The following is a 6,618-nucleotide window of genomic DNA, read 5'->3' as shown; positions in this document are numbered from 1 at the left end:
GATGAGGTCTTCCATGTTCATGTCGCCGTCGAAGCCGTACATGATCTCGGTGCGGCGGTCGTCGCCGTACTTGGCGATGAGCTCGGTGAGCTCCTCGCTCACGATGTCGCGCTGGCGCTGCGGGCTGGCCAGGATCACGTGGTATTCGGCGATCTCGGTCTCGATCTCGGCCAGCTCGTCGGTGATCTTCTGGCGCTCGAGCGCGGCGAGCCGGCGCAGCTGCATGTCGAGGATCGCCCTGGCCTGCAGTTCGTCGATCTCGAGCAGGGCGATGAGCCCCTCGCGGGCGTCGTCGACGGTCGGCGAGTTGCGGATGAGGGCTATGACCTCGTCGAGCGCGTCGAGGGCCTTCACGTATCCACGGAGGATGTGCGCGCGCTCCTCCGCCTTGCGCAGGCGGAACTCGGTGCGGCGGACGATGACATCGATCTGGTGGGTGGCCCAGGCGGTGATGAAGCCGTCGAGCGAGAGGGTGCGCGGGATGCCGTCGACGATCGCGAGCATGTTCGCGCCGAAGTTCTCCTGCAGCTGGGTGTGCTTGTACAGATTGTTGAGCACGACCTTGGCGACGGCATCGCGCTTGAGCACGATGACCAGCCGCTGGCCGGTGCGCCCGGAGGTCTCGTCGCGGATGTCGGCGATGCCGGTGAGCTTGCCCTCCTTGACCAGTTCCGCGATCTTCAGCGCGAGGTTGTCGGGATTGACCTGGTACGGGAGCTCGGTGACGACGAGGCAGGTACGACCCTGCAGCTCCTCGACGTTGACCACCGCCCGCATCGTGATCGAGCCGCGGCCGGTGCGATAGGAGTCCTGGATCCCCTTGAGCCCGAGGATCTGGGCGCCGGTGGGGAAGTCCGGTCCTTTGATCCGCTGGATGAGGGCGTCGAGCAGCTCCTCCTGGGTCGCATCCGGGTGGGCCAGGTGCCAGAGCGCACCCTCGCCCACCTCGCGGAGGTTGTGCGGCGGGATGTTGGTCGCCATCCCGACGGCGATGCCGACCGATCCGTTGACCAGCAGGTTGGGGAACCGGCTCGGGAGCACCTTCGGCTCCTGGGTGCGGCCGTCGTAGTTGGGCTCGAAGTCGACGGTCTCTTCCTCGATGTCCCTGACTATCTCCATGGCGAGCGGGGCCATCTTGGTCTCGGTGTACCGATGGGCGGCGGCGCCGTCGTTGCCCGGCGAGCCGAAGTTGCCCTGGCCGAGCGCGAGCGGGTAGCGGAGGCTCCACGGCTGCACGAGCCGCACGAGGGCGTCGTAGACGGAGGAGTCGCCGTGCGGGTGGAACTGACCCATCACGTCCCCGATGACGCGGGTGCATTTGGAGAATCCCTTGTCCGGCCGATATCCGCCGTCATACATCGCGTAGATCACACGGCGATGAACGGGCTTGAGCCCGTCCCGGACCTCGGGGAGCGCGCGGCCGACGATGACGCTCATCGCGTAGTCGAGGTAGGAGCGCTGCATCTCGACCTGCAGGTCCACCTGCGTGATCTTGTCGTGCGCGAGGTCGATCTCCTTGCCAGCGACCTGGTCTTCGACGGGAGTGTCTTCGTCAGCCATGAATACTCAGTTCTTTGTTGAAAGCGGATCGAGCTCGTCGAGATCTCATCGACGAACTAGATGTCGAGGAACCGCACGTCTTTCGCGTTCTTCTGGATGAAGCTGCGCCGGGATTCGACGTTCTCACCCATCAGGGTGTCGAAGATCGCGTCGGCGGCGAGGGCGTCGTCGAGGGTGACCTGCAGCAGGGTGCGGGTCGCCGGATCCATGGTCGTCTCCCACAGCTCCTTGTAGTCCATCTCGCCGAGACCCTTGTAGCGCTGGATCCCGTTGTCCTTGGGGATGCGCTTGCCGGCCGCGAGACCCGACTCGACCAGCGCGTCGCGCTCGCGGTCGCTGTAGACGTATTCGTGGGGCGAGTTGCTCCACTTGAGCCGGTAGAGCGGCGGCTGCGCGAGATACACGTAACCGAGGTCGATCAACGGGCGCATGTACCGGAACAGCAGGGTCAGCAGCAGGGTCGTGATGTGCTGCCCGTCGACATCCGCATCGGCCATGAGCACGATCTTGTGGTACCTCGCCTTCTCGGGGTTGAAGTCCTCCCCCACACCCGCGCCGAAGGCCGTGATCATGGCCTGCACCTCGTTGTTGGCCAGCGCCCGATCGAGCCTGGCCTTCTCCACGTTGAGGATCTTGCCGCGCAGCGGCAGGATCGCCTGGAACTCGGGGTTGCGGCCCTGCACGGCGGAACCGCCGGCGGAGTCCCCCTCGACCATGAAGATCTCCGACAGGCTCGGGTCATTGCTGGAGCAGTCGCGCAGCTTTCCCGGCATCCCGCTCGACTCGAGCAGCCCCTTGCGGCGGGTCTGCTCGCGCGCCTTGCGGGCGGCGAGACGGGCCGCGGATGCCTGGATCGCCTTGCGGATCACGTCGCGGGCCTGGGTCGGGTTGCGGTCGAACCAGTCGCCGAGCTGGTCGCCGGTGATGCGCTGGACGAAGGATTTCGCGATGGTGTTGCCGAGCTTGGTCTTCGTCTGGCCCTCGAACTGCGGTTCGGCGAGCTTCACGGAGATGACGGCGGTGAGACCCTCGCGGACGTCGTCGCCGGTGAGGTTCTCGTCCTTCTCCTTGATGATGCCCTTCTCCCGCGCGTACTTGTTGACGAGCGTGGTGAGCGCGGCCCGGAAGCCCTCCTCGTGCGTGCCGCCCTCATGCGTGTTGATGGTGTTCGCATAGGTGTGCACGCTCTCCTGGTACGAGGTGGTCCACTGCATGGCCACCTCCACGGAGATCTTGAGCTCCGGGTCCTCCAGCTCGAAGGAGATGATGTCCGGATGCACGACCTCGACCTTCTTGGCCGAGTTGAGGTATTCGACGTAGTCGACGAGGCCCTGGTGGTAGAGGTAGGTGACCTGGACCGGCTCCGTCTGCCCGTCGAGCTCCCGCTCATCGATCAGGGTGATCGACAGCCCCTTGTTGAGGAAGGCCATCTGCTGGAAACGGGCGCGAAGGGTCTCGAAATCGAATTCGACGGTCTCGAATGTCTCGGGGCTCGGCCAGAAGGTCTGGGTGGTGCCGTGCTCGTCCGAATCCTCGCCCCTCGCGAGCGGCGCGTCGGGAACTCCATTGGTGAAGCTCATCCGCCAGACCGCCCCCTGCCTGCGGACCTCGGTGTCCATGCGGGAGGAGAGCGCGTTGACCACGGAGATGCCGACGCCGTGCAGACCGCCGGAGACCGAGTATCCGCCGCCGCCGAACTTGCCACCGGCGTGGAGGATGGTCATGACCACCTCGACACTCGACTTGTTCTCCGACTTGTTCAGGTCGACCGGGATGCCGCGCCCGTTGTCGACGACCCGGATGCCGCCGTTCTTGAGCATCGTGATGACGATGGTGTCGCAGTAGCCGGCCAGGGCCTCGTCGACGGAGTTGTCGACGACCTCGTAGACGAGGTGATGGAGGCCGCGGGGACCGGTCGAGCCGATGTACATGCCCGGCCGCTTGCGCACCGCCTCGAGCCCCTCGAGGACCTGGATCTGATCGGCACCGTAGCTGTCTTCAGACTCGGAATTCGAGCGGTTCGCTGGCATGTGAAATTGGGCTCCTACCGGATAGATCGATGAGTCGTCCGCGACCCGGCTCCCGGGGAGGAAGCTGTCATGGCGACCTTTCGATTCTACCAAATCGAGAGCCCCTAAAGGGCAGAATTCCGCCGTCTGGGGACTTTATCCGACCGCGGTGACCGATTTTGCCTCCTCAGCCATAAGTATCGCGTGGACCACGCCCTGGAATTGATCTGGGGCCTCTTTTCCATGAGGGGGCCCCCGGCCCTTCGAAACGCAGTGACAGGATGCCGGCGTCCGGATAGCGGACCGCGATCTGAGTCATGATCTGCACCCGCATCAGCCTCAGCTGCGTCGCCCACGCCGTCGAGTCGCAGCGGACCGTCAGGACACCGTCTTCGATCCCCGCCGGCGAGGAATGCTCCGCCGTCTCGGCCCCCGCGATCCCGGCCCAGGAGTCGAGCAGTTCCGACCGGGCGAGCGAGGAGTTCCAGCCGAGTCTCGCTGTGAGGGCATCGACGACGGAGCCGAGTCCTTCGGGGTCTCGGCCGGAACCGAAGGGAACACTCGATCCCGGCTCTCTCTTGGCGCGCTTCCTGGCGTCGCTCGACCGCGAGGAGCCGTCGCCGAAGACGCGACGGAAGCGGAGGTAGACGCCGACGGATTCCGACGGTTGCTCGTCCGTCACCGTTCCGGCTCCACGATCGTCCCGTGGCTGATGCGCACGGTGTTGCCGGTGAGCCCGTCGGGAACGTCCTCGAGGACCGCCGCCGTGATGAGCACCTGCTCGAAGTCCGCGACGGCCGAGGCGAGCCTGCCCCGCCGGGACTGGTCGAGCTCGGCGAAGACGTCGTCGAGGATGAGGACGGGATCCCCCGCCGCGGATTCCCGGCGCAGGAGCGTCGCGGAAGCGAGTTTCAGGGCCAGGGCGAACGACCAGGACTCCCCGTGACTGGCGTATCCGCGGGCCGGTAGCGAATTGAGCTCGAGTACGAGGTCATCGCGGTGCGGTCCGGCGAGGGTCACCCCGCGATCCAGTTCGCTCCGGCGGAGCCTGGTGAGCGCGTCGCGGAAGAGAACCGCAGCCTCGTCCGCCGTCAGGCGGTCGCGACGGAGGGAATCGGAGGAGGACGCGTCCTGGTCGTCGACATCGGGTGTCGACGAGAGGATGCTCAGCCGATTCGCCAACCCGGCGCCGTGATCCTCTCCTGCCACCGCGGTGTAGGCCGCCGAAACCTCCGGCCGCAGCTCGGCCACGAGCGCCGTCCTCGCCTCGATCAGCTGCGATCCGAGCGCGACCAGCCTCTCGTCCCAGATCTCGAGGGTCCCCAGTTGTGTCGCCTTGATCCCGGACGCCCTGGCCGACTTCAACAGGGTGTTGCGCTGCCGGACGACCCGTTCGTAGTCGACGAGCACGCCGGAGATCCTCGGCGAGCGCAATACGAGCAGCTCGTCGAGAAAACGCCGGCGCCCGGAGGGATCCCCCCTGACCAGGGCGAGATCCTCCGGGGCGAACAACACACTGGAGAAGTACCGCGGCAGCTCGCGGGTTTTGATCACCGAGCGGTTGACCTGCGCCCGATTGGCCCCGGAACGATTGATCTGCACCTCGGCGAGCACCTGACGGTTGCCGTGTTCGAGCCTCGCCCTGATGATCGCCGACGCGGCACCCTGTCGGATCATCGCGTGGTCCACCGATACCCGGTGCGAACCGAGGGTGCTCAAATATCCCAGCGACTCGACGAGGTTCGTTTTGCCCTGCCCGTTGCTGCCCACGAAGAGGTTGGCCCCGGGAACCAGCGCGACGTCCGCGCTCGCGTAGTTGCGGAAGTCGGTGAGGGTGAGATGGGTGACGATCACTTAAGACACGGGGTCAGTCGACCGCTTTGACCGAGTGCCCACCGAATTGGTTCCGCAGCGCCGCGACGGCCTTCATCGCGGGAGAACCCTGAGGCTGGCGCGAGACGAAGCGGGCGAAGATGGATGCGCTGATCGTCGGAACGGGGACCTCGTTGGCGAGGGCCTCCTCGACCGTCCACCGGCCCTCCCCGGAATCCTCGACGTATCCGGCGATGTCCTTGAACTCCGGATCCTCCTCGAGCGCCCTGACCAGGAGCTCGAGCAGCCAGGACCGCACGACCGTGCCGCGCTGCCACGCCTTGAAGGTCCCCGTCACGTCGTTGATGATGTCGCTGCGCTTGTCGAGCAGCTCATATCCCTCCGCGTACGCCTGCATGAGGGCGTACTCGATACCGTTGTGGACCATCTTGGCGTAGTGTCCCGCGCCGATCTCGCCCACATGGACGAAGCCCTCGTCCCGCGGGCCGTCCGGCCGAAGGGCGTCGAAGACCGGCATGACGAGGTCGATGTTCTTCTTTTTGCCGCCGACCATGAGGCCGTAGCCGTTCTTCAGTCCCCAGACGCCGCCGGAGACCCCGGCGTCGATGTACTCGATGCCCTTCTCGGCGACCTGTGCGGCGTGTTTGAAGTCCTCGGTGAAGCGGGAGTTGCCGCCATCGATGATGATGTCGCCCTTTTCCAACACCTCTGCCAGCTCCGTGACGACGGCGGTGGTCACCTTTCCGGCGGGAACCATGATCCAGACGATGCGGGGTGTCGGCAGGGCGGCCGCCAGATCGGCGATCGTCGCGACGTCCGTGACATCGGGATTCTGGTCGAATCCGGTCACCTCGATCGTGTGTTCGCGGAGGCGCTCCCGCATGTTGTTGCCCATTTTTCCGAGACCGACGAGGCCAATGTGCATTGGTGTGCTTCTTTCGAACGAGACGGACGGTTAGCGCAGCAAGAGATTGGGTTGAAGGAGGTACTTGTAGTTGTCGGCACCGGGCTGATCCCTGGACGACTGGCTGGTGATCAGCACCGGACCGGGCTTGTTGGGATTCTCGGTCTTGGTGAAGGAGATGCGCACGAACTCGGAATGCACGGCGCCGAGTCCATCGAGGAGGAATGCCGGCTTGAGGGAGACGACGGTGTCTGCGCCGTTGAGATGGGCGTCGATGGTCTCCGATGCCTGGGCCTGTTCGGAGCCGATCGC

5 protein-coding genes and 1 pseudogene are annotated in these 6,618 nt (G+C 65.5%); all 6 read right to left on the bottom strand.

Features of this window, described 5'->3' with window-relative positions:
• Positions 1–1,560, bottom strand: a 1,560-nt coding sequence (locus VGC18_RS10215) for a DNA topoisomerase (ATP-hydrolyzing) (RefSeq protein WP_331096936.1), incomplete at its 3' end; no start/stop codon positions are given.
• A 56-nt stretch (positions 1,561–1,616) separates the two neighbouring features.
• Positions 1,617–3,590, bottom strand: a complete 1,974-nt coding sequence (gene gyrB / locus VGC18_RS10210; RefSeq protein ID WP_331096933.1) for a DNA topoisomerase (ATP-hydrolyzing) subunit B — start codon at positions 3,588–3,590, stop codon at positions 1,617–1,619.
• Between the two features lie 166 nt (positions 3,591–3,756).
• Positions 3,757–4,251 (bottom strand): DUF721 domain-containing protein, encoded by a 495-nt coding sequence (locus VGC18_RS10205; RefSeq protein ID WP_331096931.1) that lies wholly within the window; start codon positions 4,249–4,251, stop codon positions 3,757–3,759.
• Positions 4,248–5,423 carry a DNA replication/repair protein RecF gene (gene recF / locus VGC18_RS10200; RefSeq protein WP_331096929.1) on the bottom strand — a complete coding sequence of 392 codons (1,176 nt, stop codon included), beginning with the start codon at positions 5,421–5,423 and terminating at the stop codon, positions 4,248–4,250. Before recF ends, VGC18_RS10205 begins: the two co-directional genes overlap by 4 nt.
• Before the next feature lie 13 nt (positions 5,424–5,436).
• Positions 5,437–6,327: a phosphogluconate dehydrogenase (NAD(+)-dependent, decarboxylating) gene (gnd, locus tag VGC18_RS10195; protein WP_331096927.1), complete on the bottom strand. Its 891-nt coding sequence runs from the start codon at positions 6,325–6,327 to the stop codon at positions 5,437–5,439.
• A 30-nt stretch (positions 6,328–6,357) separates the two neighbouring features.
• Positions 6,358–6,618 (bottom strand): annotated as a pseudogene (locus tag VGC18_RS10190) (DNA polymerase III subunit beta); the annotation flags it as partial.

Source organism: Lacisediminihabitans sp. (genome assembly GCF_036404185.1).
GTDB lineage: Bacteria > Actinomycetota > Actinomycetes > Actinomycetales > Microbacteriaceae > Lacisediminihabitans.
Note: the sequence above shows the minus strand (reverse complement) of the source record. Positions and strands in the feature narration are given on the sequence as shown.